This is a genomic window from Bacillus sp. UNC41MFS5 (assembly GCF_000686805.1).
On sequence record NZ_JMLP01000017.1, the window covers coordinates 99002 to 113594 of the forward strand.

The following is a 14593-nucleotide window of genomic DNA, read 5'->3' on the forward strand; positions in this document are numbered from 1 at the left end:
TTTAAAATATTCTAACTATTATAATTCAAATCAGAAGCAGCCGCTTTATAGAATTTGAAAACGTTTACTTAAAAGGAGGAAGGTATATGGCAGTTAATCTTTTAGAAGTGAAAAAGACCCCCAACAAAGAAGAACTTCTGATGATGGCAAAGGAAGTCGGTTTATTAGCAGAGAAATACGCTTTAAAGGCAGATCAAGATTCAAAGCTTCCAGATGAAGTAATTGAAAAAATTAAAGAAGCCGGTTTTCATAAACTTATGCGACCGAAAGCTTATGGTGGTCAATATTTGGATTACTTTACGTTTGGTGAAATCATCCGCACCATCGCCAATCATAGTGTCGCTGCTGCCTGGTTAAGTTACTTCTTTGTTATTCATGAAACCTGGGTTGCTTTTTTGCCAAAAGAAAGCCGTGATGAATTATACAATCATGGTGGATTAATGGCGGACGTATTTGCTCCTGTCGGGAAAGTAACAGATGATGGCGAAGGCTATCGCCTTTCAGGTCAATGGAACTTCTGCAGTGGCGTGCTTTGGAGTGATTGGATTGGTTTAGGCGCAATTGCCAAGTTAAAGGATGGCACAGAGCCGGAATATTGCATGTTTATTTTGAATAAGGAGGAAGCGGAAATTATCCATAACTGGGATGCAATGGGCTTGCGCGGCTCGGGAAGTAACGCGGTAAAAGTTGATAATGTTTACATACCGCCGAATCGAATTTTCCATGCAACTCGTGTTATTAACGGAGAAGGCCCAGTAGATGGCAATTTTGAGTCTGACTACCAAATTTTCAATGTACCATATATCCCATGGTTTTTAATGGGCTTCCAATTTATTCAGATTGGCGGCATAGAACGATTGATAGATATTTTCCAAGAAAAAACTGAAAATCGGATTCGTATTTTTAACAATAATTCAAATGAAAAAGAAGCAGCTAGCAGCCAGCGCGTACTGGCCGAATTAAAACTACAATTAAGTTCTTTAAAAGGCTTAGCAAATGAATATTGTGAGAAGTTAACGTATTACGAGCAAAACGGCATGACAACATTGGATGAAGAAGAACGTGAAAAATTGTTCGGGATCCGTGGGCATATAGCGAAGACGACTTCTGAGATGGCGCTCCGTATTTTGCTCACTTTAGGTGGAAACTCCGTATTTAAAGGGCAGCCAACTGAATTGTTTGTACGTGACCTTATGACAGCGGCTTCTCATCCGACACACCATTACGAGGATGCAATGGCTTCATACGGCAAGTCAATCTTTGGTTTTAAAGGAAACCCAATTTGGTAAAAAAACTTTGGAGGGAATGTGAAATGATGAAAGAACCTATTTTTGACGTAGCGCATTTGGCACATATTGAAATTTATAGTCCTAAAGTAGAAGAGTCAGTTTGGTTTTTTAAAGAGATTTTAGGGATGGAAGAATCGCACCGACAAGGTGATTCTGTTTATATGCGTGCTTACGAGGATTTTTATCATCATACATTGATCATTACCAAAAATGAGGAAGCGGGACTTGGGCATGTTGCATGGCGTGCTACTTCTCCGCAGGCTCTAGAGCGTCGTGTACGAGAGATTGAAGCGACAGGTTATGGAATGGGGTGGATTGAAGGCGATGTCGGTCATGGACCAGCGTATCAGTTCACAACGCCAGATGGTCATAAAATGGAAATTCTTTGGGAGGTTGAATATTTCAAACCGAATGAAGAGCAGGCAACACCACTTCTGAATCGTCCGCAAAAACGTCCACGCCGCGGAGTACCAGTCCGCCGCTTAGACCATGTTAATGTACTGGCGAAGGAAACAAATAAAAACGTTGAGTTTTTAGAAAATGCACTTGGATTTAAGGTGCGTGAAAGGATTCTAAATGATGATAATACAGATGTAGCAGCCTGGTTAAGTTCAAACTCATTAGTGCATGAAGTGGCCATCATGGGAGATGCGTTAGCTGAAAAGGGAAGACTGCATCATATTTGCTACTGGTACGGGTATCCCCAACATCTAATGGATGTGAGTGAATTATTGGTAGAGCACGGCTTTAAAATTGAAGCAGGTCCTGGCAAGCACGGTGTCTCTCAGGCTTACTTCCTATATGTGATCGAACCAGGGGGCAATCGTGTTGAATTATTCGGTGACACGGGGTATCAAATTTTTGATCCGGACTGGAAAACGGTTGAATGGAAAGGGAAAGATTTAGAGCATGCCATTATTTGGTACGGTTCTAATTTACCACAAGAGTTCTTTGAATATGGAACACCAGTAAGGAAAAAGGCAGTTGCACCAATAAAATAAACGATGTTGAATCGTTAAAGGTGAGCTTGTTGAAAGGGGAAACATGGACTTCCTGCTACGGACAAGCTTACTATGTATGGAATCTAAAAGCGAGAGGAAGCTTTCAATAGTTTCCTCTATCTCTTATTTTAATAGATGAAAGGAGCAATGCATTATGGCGATTATCTCAAAATATATGGATGTGAATGGGATTAACACACACTACCATGAGGAAGGGAGAGGAGCAGAAAAAATTATTTTAATACATGGGTCAGGACCAGGTGTATCTGCCTTCGCAAACTGGCGCTTAATTATCCCACGTTTAAGTGACTCCTATCATGTATTTGCACCAGATATTATTGGTTTTGGTAAGACGGATAAACTCCCTGATCATCAATATAACGTTGAATTGTGGGTACAGCATTTAATTAGCTTTATTGAATCCGTGTCTGATGAGCCTGTTCACTTAGTCGGCAACTCAATGGGCGGCGCATTAGCACTCCATGTTGCCTACCAAAGACCGGACTTAGTGAATAAATTAATTTTAATGGGTAGTGTTGGCATCAAGCACCAAATTTCAGAGGGGTTAGAACGTGTTTGGGGTTATGAGCCAAGTTTGCAATCCATGCGGGAATTAATCGAGCTATTCTCGTATGATGAAAAAGCAGCGAAGAATGAAGAATTGGTCCGTCTTCGCTATGAAGCTAGTATTGAACCTGAGGTGAAAGATGCATTTTCGGCCATGTTCCCAGAGCCTCGCCAACAAAAACTCGATGAATTGGCGTTAACGGATGAACAAATTCAAAGCATAAACGTACAAACACTATTATTCCATGGCTTAAATGACAGGGTTATTCCTATTGAAGATACAAGCTATCGTCTGATTGAATTGCTTCCGCATGCAGAACTACACGTATTTAATGAGTGCGGCCATTGGACACAAATCGAAAAAACCGAGCCGTTCGTGGAGAATATTTTAAGATTTATTTAATGATGAATCAAAAGGATATGCCCTTCGTGTGATAAGGATTTCGAAAAGTAAAGGTGGGTAATTTCAATATTCCTACTACATAAAAATAATTTTGGGAGGTTGTTAGAGATGGATGATCGTCAATTTCGAACGGCAATGGGAAAATTCGCAACAGGGGTAACCGTGATTACCACAGAACTTGATGGAGATATACATGGTATGACAGCAAATGCCTTCATGTCTGTATCCCTTGATCCAAAGCTCGTTGTCATTTCAATTGGAGAAAGAGCAAAAATATTAAATAAGATTAAGGAAAGCAAAATCTTTACCGTGAATATTTTAGCTGCGGATCAACAGGAGATATCGATGATTTTTGCGGGACAAATCAAGGAACCCCGCGAAGTTATTTTTGCTCGTTTAGATGGTAAACCCGTGTTAGAAGGAGCATGTGCACAGGTGGCTTGTGAAGTATCCACGGTGCATGTGGAAGGAGATCATACTTTGTTTATTGGAAAAGTAACCGATATTCACCTGGAAGAGAAGGAACCGCTTGTTTTCTTCAATGGAAAATATCGTGCATTGGCAGAAGTATAAGCTGACTTTATTTTTGAACATGAAAGGAGACTGGATGGAAACAATCTATTTAAATAAGGAGAATTTGGCTGCTTATCAGGAAGTGGCAAGCGTAAATGTTATGGCACTTGGATGTTTTGACGGTCTCCATCATGGGCATGTAAAAGTGATTCAAACCGCATGGGAGGAAGCAAAGGAAAGACAAGTCTCTCTTTCAGTCATGAGTTTCTTTCCTCACCCGAAAACGGTCATCGGGGGGAAGGCGGGTTTTCACTATTTAATGCCGCAGTCCGAAAAAGAAAAAAGGCTTTGTGAACTAGGTGTTGATACTTTTTACCTTGTGGAGTTCGATAGAGACTTTGCAGGGTTGTTACCTCAAACATTTGTTAAGGAATACCTTGTTAATCTGGGTGTTATTCATGCAGTAGCAGGATATGACTTTTCTTATGGCAGCCGAGGTGCAGGAAATATGGATACACTAAAACAAGATTCCGGAGATCGAATAGATGTAACTGTGGTCGAAAAGGTGGAGCACAAAGGTGAAAAAATCAGTTCGACTCGTATCAGAGAACTATTGTTAGATGGGTATGTCGAGGAGCTGCCCAATCTGATCGGTCACTCTTACGAAATAAAAAGCAAAGGCGCTGGATCGGTGTTAACACCCTATTCGCACTTTACACTCCCTGCTCCTGGAAGATATGATGTTACATTGAAAAATAAGAGCAAATCTTTTCAGACCGAAGTGATTGTAAAGGAGAAAGGCGTAACGCTTACTTGTTTAGATCAAATTCCGTCATGGCTCGAAGGAAACTTGACCATAGTCTGGAATCGGCGGTTGAAGACTGAAAGGGTTCAAACGGGGAAAAAGGATCATACTTTTTGTCGTCCCTTATTTGTATAAATGCAATATAAACCGATTATGAATAGAAAGTAGGGTTAAAAGTGGCTCAAATTGTAGAAGCCTATAAGCATTTACTTCAAGCTGAGAAAAACAAAAAGTCTGTGGCCCCACTTACGGATTTGTATCCTGATATCACTATTCAGGATGCTTACCGTGTTCAAATAAAAAATATTGATCAGAAGGTTAAGGATGGACAAAAAATTGTTGGGAAAAAGATCGGGTTAACATCATTTGCGATGCAGGAGCTATTAGGAGTTGATCAGCCCGATTACGGTCATTTATTGGATAGTATGGATATTCCCAATGGTAGTATCATTTCAATGGAAACACTTTTTGAGCCCAAGGTAGAGGGGGAGCTTGCTTTTGTGTTGAAAAAAGATTTGATAGGGCCAAATGTTACAGTAGAAGACGTCCTAGAAGCAACAGAATATATTGTCCCTTCTATAGAGATTGTTGACAGCCGTATTACTGATTGGAAAATTAAATTAGAAGATACGGTTGCGGATAATGCTTCTTGTGGACTATTCACCTTAGGCCGTCAAAGGTTCGATCCAAATGAAATGGATTTAACGAAAATCGAAATGAGTCTTTATAAAAATGGTGAGTTCATAAATAAAGGGACAGGGGCCGATGTGTTAGGTCATCCTGCAGGATGTGTTGCATGGCTGGCAAATAAGCTAGCAGAATACAATGTTACTTTAAAAGCTGAAGAAGTCATTTTATCTGGAGCCTTATCTGCGGCTGTTGCAGCTCAAAAGGGAGATGTCTTTACAGCTGAGTTTAGCCAGTTAGGAAAAGTTGAGGTATCTTTTGGTTAAGTTACGAATGGTGATAGTTGGTGCCAGAATTGTTCAGATTGATTTTTCTATTAAGTAAATCTACTTATATAATTGTCAACACGATTGTAAATACCTCAAAGTAAGCTGTAAAAAATTGCCTATGAAAATGAAACAATTAAACTGATAAGTAGAAATGAAAATAGAATGGTGGCATCGATGTAGTTGAAAACTTTACAAATTATATAGAATTACCTACTAAATATGATGTGAATGAATATTGATAATGGAAAACTTTTGCCTAACTGTAGGAGATCAACGAAAGCAGGAAGACTTATCTAGGGCAATTAGGGAAGAGGGGCCTATAGAAGATTGAAGGACAAAATTATTGATGGTGGAATGGAAGTCAAATGGTATTCATACCGAGAAGTGTTTAAAAGAAATTGCGATTGAAGGGTGTCGGGGAAAAAATAGACTTTATTGAATAGAAAAGACAGGAGGTGATTACTAATACAAAAGGCAATCACCTTTTCTTTTTGAATTAAACCAGCTAATAGTTTGTTAACATTTTTCAATAAATAATCATAATACCTCATAGGCAGTGCAATTTTCTAAAGAGTTTTCAATGCGATTTCCTTTGTATTAATTTATGAATAATCGCACTTGTAAAAGAGCCTAATACAGCACTTCCTGCAATGTCAGAAGGATAATGATGTCCTACCCAAATTCGTGACAATCCCGTTAAAAAAGAAAACCCCAACATAATAGATCCAAGGATACGTTGATTAAAGAGGACTATTGTTGAAACGGCGAAAGTTAGTAGAGTATGTTTACTTGGAAAGGACGAATCGAATTTAGAAGGGGAAAGAATGTCTACTCTCCCTTTTATAAATGGACGGGGTTTAAAATAAAATAACTTAATTATAAAATGCAAGATTAACGAAATCATGATAGACACTACTGCTTCAATAGTTACATTCTTTTTTTTAAAGAGCAAAATCACTAAAATAATAAAGAAAACAAATTTCATCTTTTTGGAAATAAGTATCATTAATTTATCTATTATTAAATGACGTCCGGAAAGCAAATTTATTAAATGAAATAGTTTAACATCCAAGCTTATTCACCTCTGTTTACTGGAAGGCTTTGGATAAAGTGATAAATGACATGATTCAATTTACTTGCTGCTTTTGTTGGGACCTGATGTTTAATGCCTTCAACAAAGGTTATTTCATTTTGAGGTAGTTTCGTATGTAGTTGTTTTGCATAACGATAAAATGTTCTATCTTTCGCACCATAAATGAGGGAAATTGGCATAGTAATGTTCTCTAGTTGATCGGAAATGTTATAGTTCAAACTGTAATCATAGTATTGCAAGATGTTTCTAGCATCACCTTTTTTAGCTTCTAGTAACATCTTGTCGAACAACTCTTTTGTATTTGAATTGCTATTGGATATTGACCGAGCTAAAGCAGGTAATGCCCCAATCTTTGAAAGGTTTTTAGCAAGGCATATTCTGTTTTTTAGACGCCAGTCACTTACCTCAGACATTCCACTAATAATGATTCCACCTAAAGCACGCCCTTTAGATGTTGATAACAAAAATTCCAATAGGATAGATGCCCCTGTTGAATATCCGCATAAAAAGGCTTGCTTAATATCCAAATGGTCCATTAGGTTTTTTATATCCTCAACGATTAGTGGATAGGTAACAGGTTTTCTAGAAAAAGGACTCCTTCCATGTCCTCGTATATCAAAGGTGATAACTTGAAAATAACGAGATAGTCCTTCTAACTGGTATATGAAATTTATAGAAGTTAGAACGGGTGGATGAATAAATATGATTGGAATCCCTTTACCTTTAACAGTGTAGTAAAGGGTACTCTCATCAACTTCGAGGATTGGCATTGAATCACCTCAAATTAATAATAACTTGATTTGCTTTCATTTATTATTTGGTTTATTTTGTTGAATCATACAAAAAAGGCTTAGTCTCCCTGGCTTTTTTAGAACTATTAAATTGTGTCATCTGCATCTTTTTGTTGTTTTTGAAACATTTTTTGTAAAAAACAGAAGATTGACACTATGATAAATGATATATAAAATATTTTTATATATTTAAAGATAATAGATTGGGGCTATGACATGTTTAAAACTGAGATAAACACCGTAGTAACTCTATGTCAGCTTCACACAGATCTATCGGAACAAGACATACAAAAGATCCAAGAAGTCGTTCAAAACCTGCAATTAATTGCCGATTTAAATCAAGCAAATGTGTTTGTCGATTGTCAAACAAGAGAAAAAAAGCATGCTATTGTGGTGGCAGAAGCAGCGCCTGCAACGGCCAGTTCTGTCTATAAAAATCCGGTAGTCGGAAAGTTTGCCTATGAAACGTTTGAGCCTGCTGTTTTTTATGCGTTTCGGACGGGTAAGCCGCTTTTTCTCAATCATGCCTTAACCCAGGAGGGGAAAAAAGTCGAACAAAGCGTTGTTCCGATTGTTGGAGTCCATAATCGGGTGATTGGCACGTTGATCATGGAGAAAGACAACAGTGATAAGCTCCAAAATCAAAATAAACTGAAAGCGTTAACAGAGGCGAATGAGACGCTTAGCGAACTCTTACTGGGAATGGCTGAAAATCGCCCTTTTATCCCAGAAGTGATGGAGGAATCTCTATTCATCATTGACGAGGATTTACGGATTCAATATTCGAATCCTGCTGCAATGAATCTTGTTTTAGAAATGTGTTCGGAGGAATGTAAAAGCGGCAAACTTTTTACTTCCTATTTTCCTAACCTTGCAGAAATGTGCAGGCTGCCGGATGAACTTGTGATCCAAGAAATCATCATTCAAAATAAAGTCTTTCAAATGAAAAAAATTGCTCTTGTGCAGCATGAGAAAAATAGCGGATCATTTATCATTTTTCGAGACTTAACAGAGTTGCGTGAAAAAGAGAGGGAGCTTACCGTAAAGACCGTGGCCATCCGGGAAATCCATCATCGCGTAAAAAATAACTTGCAAACGGTAGCGAGTCTTCTTCGGCTGCAAATGCGAAGAGGCGTCCCCGAAGAAAGCAAGATTCATTTTATCAAGAGCCTTAACCGAATTGTAAGTATTGCCTCTGTCTATGAAATCATCTTATCCAATTCTGAAAATCAAGATGATGTAGAACTTGTTAGTTTAATAGAAAAAATCGGGAATATGCTGGTCTTTAGTGAAGATCATGAAGGAAAATTGATTTCGATCGACTATTCGGGCCAAAAGATCTTGATTAAATCGAATCTAGCTGTTTCCGTTGCTCTTGTTATCAATGAATTAATTCAAAATTGTGTGAAGCATGCATTTGCGGAGATGACAGAGGGCCAAATTCATGTAGTTATCCAGGAAGAGGCTTCTGCAGTAAGAGTCCTCGTAAAAGATAATGGAATTGGCTATACTCCTTCCATGAAGCCGTCATTAGGACTAGATATCGTTAAAATGATGATTGAACACGATTTATTGGGCCATTTTTCCATGGAAGGAACAAGGGAAGGAACGGAAGCAATCGTCGAATTTCCTTTTGCGAGGGAGGTTTAAGGTATGAAAAAGCGAATTATCGTAGTGGAAGATGAATCCATCGTCCGATTGGATGTTTCCCTCATGTTAAAAGATGCGGGCTATGATGTAGTGGCTGAAGCAGCTGATGGCGAGAAAGCAATTGAATTGGCTTACAGCCTTAAGCCTGATTTAATGATCATGGATATTAAAATGCCGAAGCTGAACGGTTTAAAGGCCAGTGAGATTATTTCCAACAAATTCAATATCCCGATTTTGCTGTTAACGGCCTATAGTCAAAAGGAATATATAGAGAAAGCGAAGAAGGCAAATATTTTAGGGTATCTTGTAAAGCCGATTTCGGAGGCTAACTTGATTCCGGCGGTTGAAATTGCATTGAAGCAGGCTGAAAATGCTATTCTTTACAAAGAAAAAGTAGAAGAAATGAATCGGGAACTGAAAAACCGAAAGATTGTTGAAAAAGCAAAAGGAATTTTAATGAAACAATTGAATTTACCGGAGGAAACGGCTTACAATAAGATTAGAGACCTTAGCATGAAAAAACAAATGCCATTGGAAAAAGTGGCAAAGTACATTATTTTGAAGTACCCAAGTTAGTTTACAAGTGAATGGCTGAAGCAAAGGTGCTTAGTAGGTTTTATTTTTTATAAAAATAAAGTCTATTAGGCATTTTTTTATTAATTTGAGAGGCGGGTTTGTCGTGAAAGAAGAGAAAAAGCGGTTTATACAGGAGTTTGTCCCAGGGAAACAGGTAACTTTAAGCCATATTATTGCCAATCCGGACCCGGATATGTTTGAAAAATTGGGGATCCAGGAGGCTGGGGCATTAGGGATTTTGACGCTGACCCCAAGTGAGACGGTGATTATTGCCGGAGATTTAGCCACCAAATCGGCTAATGTCAAGTTAGGATTTTTGGATCGCTTTACCGGAAGTCTTGTGATTGTCGGCAATGTTTCAGAGGTGGAAATGGCGATGCAGGAAATCAACCGCTTTTTGCAGGCTACGCTGAAATATACCCCGGCCGAGATCACGAAGTCATAGAATCAGAAAATAGAATTTTTCAAGAAAGGAGGAAATAGGATGACGAAAAAGAACCGGGCTATGCTAATCGGTTCCGTTGGTGCAGGAAAATCGACGTTAACAAATGCATTGCTTGGTCGGGAAGTGCCTGCTGTCAAAACGCAGTCGCTGAATTACTATGATTGGATTGTTGATACCCCAGGAGAATATTGTGAAAACCCGTTCTATTATAAAAATATCATGGCAACAGCATTAGAAGTGACCCATGTCCTGTATTTACAGGATGCGACCAAGAAGAAAATGATTTTCCCGCCAGGATTCAGCAGCGGAATCAATAAAATCCCCATAGGGGTCGTCACAAAAAGTGATTCAGACCAGGCTGACGTTGAATTAGCCATTTCTTTGTTAAAAAAGGTAATCGTAACCAAAGGTCCAATTGTCATTACCTCGTCCCTAAAAAATGAAGGAATAGAGGAGATCCGGAATCTAGTAAACTACCGTACGACACAGGAAATGAAGAAGTATCTTGAAGGAAATCCATCCCCATTGGTTATTTTTTAAATGAAAGCCTTTACAATATCCAGAAAATAATTTATATTATGAATAACAAATGAATTTAATGGCAATGGCGCCTCTTTTAAACTATCTAATTTGGGATAGTTTACAAGGGGCGTTTTTTGTTTTTTTGGGGGAGTTGAGATGAAATTCAAAGGCCCGCAAAAAGAAGAATTGATCAGTGCGGGGATCGATATAGGCACAAGTACAACAAAGCTGGTAATCAGCCGGTTCACGTTAATGAATATGGCTGGCGGGGCACATGTGCCGCGAATTGAAATCATTGACAAACAGGTCATCCATCGCAGCCCGATTTACCGGACACCGCTGCTTTCACCAACCACAATTGATATTGAAAAAATTGAAGACCTTGTCAGAAAGGAATATCAGAAAGCAGGTATTGAGCCGAAGGATATTCAAACGGGGGCAGTGATTATTACGGGTGAAACAGCCACAAAGTCAAATGCAGAAGTAATGCTGCATCAGCTGTCTGACCAGGCTGGGGAGTTTCTAGTTGCAACAGCTGGTCCTGACTTAGAAGGAATAATAGCCGCTAAGGGATCGGGTGCCTATGAATATTCGAAAGATACGGGGAAGGTTATCGCCAATATCGATATCGGAGGGGGTACCGCCAATGTGGCCGTTTATAAATCTGGCAGACTTTGTGGAACCTGTACGCTTCATGTAGGCGGCCGATTAATTGAATGTAACGATCATAAAATCCAAAGTATTTCTCCGCCAGTTAAGAATTTACTGCGACTATGGGATTCAAGGATGGTGGAGGGGCAAACCCAAAATCCATCCGCTATAAAACAAGTAACCGATTTTATGGCAGATGTCATTGCACGGATGTTAAAAAAGGCACTCACAAACGAGGATCTAACGTTGCTGCTAGGGCATGAACCTAACTGGGTGGAAGATATTGAGGCGATTATGTTCTCAGGAGGGATAAGTGAATGCATGTATCAGCAGGAGACCGGAACCGTACAGTCGGCCAAATACGATGATATCGGGTTGATGTTAGCCGCGTCCTTAATGGAAAGCTCAAGTCTTTCTGGGTGGACTTGGGTAAAACCGAAGGAAACGGTTCGGGCCACAGTGCTGGGCGCCGGAATGCAAACAACTGAAATCAGCGGCGCAACCATTGAAGTTGATCATCGTAAATTGCCGATGAAAAACTTGCCGGTTTACCAGATTCGATTCGAGGGTGATTTTAAAACGGAAATAAACCAATTATCCAAGCGGATTGAGGAAGCACTCGACCTCTATGACCCGCAGCGTGACGGACAGAATTTTGCGGTTTATTTTTCTGAACTGCCTTACTTAAGATTCCGTGATATCGATGAATTTGCTGAATCCATCCTCAAAGCCATGAAACAAAAACCGAATCAAACTCAAGAGTTGGTCCTTGTGCTTGACCGGGATTATGCCAAAGTTCTCGGGCAAACACTCAAGCGGAAGGCTCCGGAGCAATCCGTCATTTGTATTGATCAAATTAAAGTTGAAAATGGGGACTATTTGGATATAGGCCAAGTGCTCGAAACCGATGTTGTTCCTGTCATCATAAAAACATTAACATTCCAGAAATGACGAAAGGGGGCATTCTTATGAGATTAAAGTCCACCTATTTAGGTACCGTCTATCAATTTTCCTCGCTAAAGGATTTATTTGCGAAAGCAAATGAAGAAAAATCCGGCGACCGCTTAGCAGGGATTGCTGCTGAAACTGTTCAAGAAAGAATTGCAGCAAAACAAGTGTTGAGCTATTTAACACTACAAGATATTAGGGAAAATCCCATGCTATCCCCTGAAGAGGATGAGGTTTCGAGGATTATCGAGGGTCAAATCAACGACCCCATCTATCAATCGATTAAAAATTGGTCTGTTTCGGAGCTTCGCGAGTATATCCTGAACGATTCAACTACCGGTGAAGACTTGAAACGCCTCAGCCGAGGTCTGAATAGTGAAATGATTGCAGCGGTGGCAAAAATCATGTCCAACCTCGATTTAGTCCATGCCGCCAATAAAATTGAAGTTTTATCCAAATGCAATATTACGATTGGTCAAAAAGGAGTGTTAGCCTCTAGGCTGCAGCCAAACCATCCGACGGATAATGTCGACGGGATGATGGCCTCAATGAAAGAAGGGCTTGCGTATGGGATTGGAGATGCAGTAATTGGAATAAACCCGGTAGATGACTCCGTTGAAAGTGTAAAACGGTTATTGCATGCGACACATGACTTTATTCAAAAATGGGAAATTCCAACGCAAAACTGTGTGCTTGCCCATGTGACAGCTCAAATGAAAGCGGTCCAGCAGGGGGCGCCGGCAGATATGATTTTCCAGAGTATTGCCGGAACCGAAGCGGCGAATCGTTCTTTCGGGATTACCGCTTCCCTCTTGGAGGAAGCCAATGAAATGGCGAAAGTATACGGTACAGGAACTGGGCCACAACGGTTGTATTTTGAGACAGGTCAAGGCTCGGAATTATCCGCCGAAGCTCATTATGATATCGACCAATTGACAATGGAATCCCGGAATTATGGCTTTGCCCGCTACTATGACCCGTATATTGTCAATACGGTAGTCGGCTTTATCGGACCAGAGTACTTGTACAACAACAAACAAGTGATTCGAGCCGGTCTTGAAGATCATTTTATGGGAAAAATGCATGGCCTTCCAATGGGCGTTGATATTTGCTATACGAACCATATTAAAGCAGACCAGAATGACATTGAAGATCTTGGCGTGCTGCTTTCCGCAGCAGGGGTGAATTTTATTATCGCTGCTCCAATGGGTGATGATTGTATGCTCAATTACCAGAGCTTAAGTTATCACGATGTTGCGACATTAAGGCAGACGCTGAATAAACGGCCGGCACCATTATTTGAAGCATGGCTGGAGAAAATGGGGATTTTTGAAAACGGGAAATTAAGTAAATATGCAGGCGACCCGACGATTTTTTCGCGATAGGAGGTGTAGGGAGTGAATCCTGAATTAGTGGAACAAATCACGAAAATGGTGGTTGAAAAATTGCAGACGAAGACCGCTGCTGGCGGTGCGGCGGTGGAAGAAGTGCAGAAAAAGACGAACGACGATCCATCGGCAAAAGTGGAAGTGAAATTTTGGAACCACCGGACGAATCATGTTGAAACTGAGTGCAATCAGAGTTCGGGCTACGCGAATTCAGCCCTTGAAAAAGAAATACTTCTAGAACCAAAGCCGCCTGTAGGACTTGAAAATCCTATAAATAAGGAAGAACTGGATCTTTTAATTAGCAAAACACCGGCAAGAATTGGCGTCGGCCGTGCGGGATTAAGGCCCAAAACGGACACTTGGCTGAAGTTTCGCTTTGACCATGCGGCAGCAGTCGATGCCGTTTATGGTGATGTCGATCCGAAAATACTTGAAAGCTTATCCTTATTAAAAGTTAACACGAAGGTTTCCGACAAAGAGGTCTATGTCCGCCGTCCTGACTTCGGCCGAAAGCTCTCTGATGAGGCAAAACAATTAATTGATCAAAAATGTAAAAAGTCTCCGACGGTTCAAATTATTGTTTCTGACGGCTTAAGTTCGAAGGCGGTCGAGGAAAATATAGAGGATGTCTATTTATCTCTTAATCAATCGCTTCAAAGCTTAGGGATCGATGTCGGAACACCATTTTTTATCGAAAAAGGCCGGGTGGCGGCAATGGATGATGTTGGGGAGATCCTAAAACCGAAAGTGATTGTTTACTTGATTGGTGAACGTCCGGGTCTCGTGAGTGCGGAATCGTTAAGTGCGTATCTCTGCTACGAACCACGCGACGGCACCATTGAGGCCGACCGGATGGTCATCTCCAATATACATAAGGGCGGCATTCCACCAGTGGAGGCCGGCGCCTATATCGGAACGGTCGTGCAAAAAATATTAAAATATGAAGCTAGCGGTGTTGCGCTGGTACAAAAAGAGCAATAAGGGGAGGGTTAATA

15 protein-coding genes are annotated in these 14593 nt (G+C 40.2%); 13 read left to right on the top strand and 2 right to left on the bottom strand.

The window, feature by feature from the left end:
- Window positions 1-86 precede the first annotated feature (86 nt).
- The 6 genes from BR30_RS0110230 (at window position 87) to BR30_RS0110255 (ending at window position 5531) form a co-directional block, all read left to right on the top strand.
- Window positions 87-1289 carry an acyl-CoA dehydrogenase family protein gene (locus BR30_RS0110230; protein WP_026564947.1) on the top strand — a complete coding sequence of 401 codons (1203 nt, stop codon included), beginning with the start codon at window positions 87-89 and terminating at the stop codon, window positions 1287-1289.
- Between the two features lie 23 nt (window positions 1290-1312).
- On the top strand, window positions 1313-2290 hold the full coding sequence (locus BR30_RS0110235) for a catechol 2,3-dioxygenase (protein WP_026564948.1): 978 nt from the start codon (window positions 1313-1315) through the stop codon (window positions 2288-2290).
- 154 nt (window positions 2291-2444) lie between these two features.
- A complete protein-coding gene (locus BR30_RS0110240; protein ID WP_035445329.1) occupies window positions 2445-3260 on the top strand; it encodes an alpha/beta fold hydrolase in 816 nt (271 codons plus the stop codon).
- 108 nt (window positions 3261-3368) lie between these two features.
- On the top strand, window positions 3369-3833 hold the full coding sequence (locus BR30_RS0110245) for a flavin reductase family protein (protein WP_026564950.1): 465 nt from the start codon (window positions 3369-3371) through the stop codon (window positions 3831-3833).
- Window positions 3802-4713, top strand: coding sequence for an FAD synthetase family protein (locus tag BR30_RS33045; protein ID WP_231507670.1), 912 nt, complete (start codon window positions 3802-3804; stop codon window positions 4711-4713). The genes BR30_RS0110245 and BR30_RS33045 overlap by 32 nt, the downstream gene beginning before the upstream one ends.
- Before the next feature lie 41 nt (window positions 4714-4754).
- The gene (locus BR30_RS0110255; protein WP_026564951.1) at window positions 4755-5531 is read left to right on the top strand and encodes a 2-keto-4-pentenoate hydratase; all 777 of its coding nucleotides are present in this window, start codon (window positions 4755-4757) and stop codon (window positions 5529-5531) included.
- A gap of 580 nt (window positions 5532-6111) precedes the next feature.
- Here the strand turns inward: BR30_RS0110255 and BR30_RS0110260 are convergent.
- Window positions 6112-6606, bottom strand: a complete 495-nt coding sequence (locus tag BR30_RS0110260) for an undecaprenyl-diphosphatase (protein ID WP_026564952.1) — start codon at window positions 6604-6606, stop codon at window positions 6112-6114.
- 2 nt (window positions 6607-6608) lie between these two features.
- Window positions 6609-7397, bottom strand: coding sequence for an alpha/beta fold hydrolase (locus tag BR30_RS0110265; protein ID WP_026564953.1), 789 nt, complete (start codon window positions 7395-7397; stop codon window positions 6609-6611).
- Between the two features lie 237 nt (window positions 7398-7634).
- Between BR30_RS0110265 and BR30_RS0110270 the strand changes: the two genes are divergently transcribed.
- The 7 genes from BR30_RS0110270 to eutC all read left to right on the top strand — a co-directional run bounded on the left by BR30_RS0110270 (window position 7635) and on the right by eutC (window position 14579).
- A complete protein-coding gene (locus tag BR30_RS0110270; RefSeq protein WP_026564954.1) occupies window positions 7635-9068 on the top strand; it encodes a sensor histidine kinase in 1434 nt (477 codons plus the stop codon).
- A gap of 3 nt (window positions 9069-9071) precedes the next feature.
- Entirely contained in the window at window positions 9072-9644 is a 573-nt protein-coding gene (locus BR30_RS0110275; protein ID WP_026564955.1) for an ANTAR domain-containing response regulator, read from the top strand.
- A 103-nt stretch (window positions 9645-9747) separates the two neighbouring features.
- A complete protein-coding gene (gene eutS / locus BR30_RS0110280) occupies window positions 9748-10089 on the top strand; it encodes an ethanolamine utilization microcompartment protein EutS (RefSeq protein ID WP_026564956.1) in 342 nt (113 codons plus the stop codon).
- A 39-nt stretch (window positions 10090-10128) separates the two neighbouring features.
- The gene (locus BR30_RS0110285) at window positions 10129-10629 is read left to right on the top strand and encodes a EutP/PduV family microcompartment system protein (RefSeq protein ID WP_026564957.1); all 501 of its coding nucleotides are present in this window, start codon (window positions 10129-10131) and stop codon (window positions 10627-10629) included.
- 138 nt (window positions 10630-10767) lie between these two features.
- Entirely contained in the window at window positions 10768-12213 is a 1446-nt protein-coding gene (locus tag BR30_RS0110290) for an ethanolamine ammonia-lyase reactivating factor EutA (RefSeq protein WP_026564958.1), read from the top strand.
- A 17-nt stretch (window positions 12214-12230) separates the two neighbouring features.
- Window positions 12231-13595: an ethanolamine ammonia-lyase subunit EutB gene (locus BR30_RS0110295; protein ID WP_026564959.1), complete on the top strand. Its 1365-nt coding sequence runs from the start codon at window positions 12231-12233 to the stop codon at window positions 13593-13595.
- 12 nt (window positions 13596-13607) lie between these two features.
- Complete coding sequence (gene eutC, locus BR30_RS0110300) at window positions 13608-14579, top strand: ethanolamine ammonia-lyase subunit EutC (RefSeq protein WP_026564960.1); 972 nt, start codon at window positions 13608-13610, stop codon at window positions 14577-14579.
- Window positions 14580-14593: the final 14 nt, after the last annotated feature.